1 protein-coding gene is annotated in these 1,269 nt (G+C 70.3%); it reads right to left on the minus strand.

Going from position 1 to position 1,269, the window contains the following annotated elements; all coding sequences use genetic code 11:
• The coding region (locus NLI01S_RS24790; RefSeq protein ID WP_190318592.1) for a polyketide synthase dehydratase domain-containing protein at nucleotides 1-1,269 on the minus strand (1,269 nt) is incomplete at both ends.

Genomic DNA, 1,269 nt, shown 5'->3' on the forward strand with positions numbered 1-1,269 from the left:
CCCACAAGTGCCTGACCCGGGTACATCCCGAGCGAGATCAGAACATCGCGGAAGTTCACTCCCGCGGCGCGAACACCGACACGCACCTCACCCACGCCCAGAGAAACCGCGGCCTGGGGGTTGGGGACAGGATTGATCCCGTCGACTGTGCCGGAGGCGGTCACCTCCAGTCGCCATGGCTCATCGGGGAGCACCAGGGCATCGGCCGGCCTGGCCAGGCGGGGGGCACTGACCTGGCCACCGCGGACGGCAAGTTCGGGCTCTCCCGTCGCGAGTGCCCCGGCTACGAGGTCCTCGGTCTCGCTTCCGTCAAGGTCGAGCAGCATGAACCGTCCGGGGTGCTCGACCTGCGCCGAACGCACCAGTCCTCTGGCCGCCGCGCCCGCCAGGTCGGTGACGGTCTCGCCCGCTTCGGTCGCGACGGCGCCCCTGGTCACCAGGACCAGAACCGAGGAGTCTCCCCTGTTGTCGGCGAGCCAGGTCTGAAGCGTGGCGAGCACGTCGTTGGTCACCGTGGCGGGGGCGGTTCCGCTCGGACTCATGAGGACATGGGGCACCTCCGTGTCCACAAGGGACGCGAGCTCGTCGATCCACGCGTGGGTGGCCGGAGCCTCGGACGTGGAGATCGGCGCCCACTCCACGCGGTAGAGGGAGTCGGTGTCCGCCTTCGGCGAGGTGAGCGCCTGGGCGTCGACCGGTCTGGAGACCAGCGCGCCGACGGTCGCGACAGGAGCGCCCTGGGTATCAGCGATCTCCAGCGAGACGCCCTCGGGTTCGGCGGACGTCACCCTGACGCGCAGTGTGGTGGCTCCCACCGCATGCAGGGACACCCCGCTCCACACGAACGGGAGCATCTGGCCCTGGCCGTCGGCGTCGGCCGCGTTCACGTGCAGGGCGGCGTCGAGCAGGGCGGGGTGGATTCCGAACCCCTGGGGCTCGACACCGTCGGGCAGGGCGACCTCGGCGAACACCTCGTCGCCCCGCCGCCACGCGGCCCGCAGGCCCCGGAACGCTTCGCCGTAGCCGTATCCCGAGGCGGAGAGTCGCTCGTAGAGCCCGTCCGTCGGTAGGACGGCCGCTCCTTCGGGGGGCCAGACAGTGAGTTCGCCGGCTCCGGGCACACTCACGTCGTCACCGAGGACACCGCTGGCGTGGCGGGTCCAGGTGTCACCAACCTCGAAGTGGACTGTGAAGGCCCTGCGCCCGGAGTCGTCCGGCGGGCTGACGAGGACCTGGACCCTGATGCCTTCATCTCCGATGACAACAGGA

Origin of the sequence: Nocardiopsis listeri NBRC 13360 (assembly GCF_001570765.1) — a bacterium.
GTDB lineage: Bacteria > Actinomycetota > Actinomycetes > Streptosporangiales > Streptosporangiaceae > Nocardiopsis > Nocardiopsis listeri.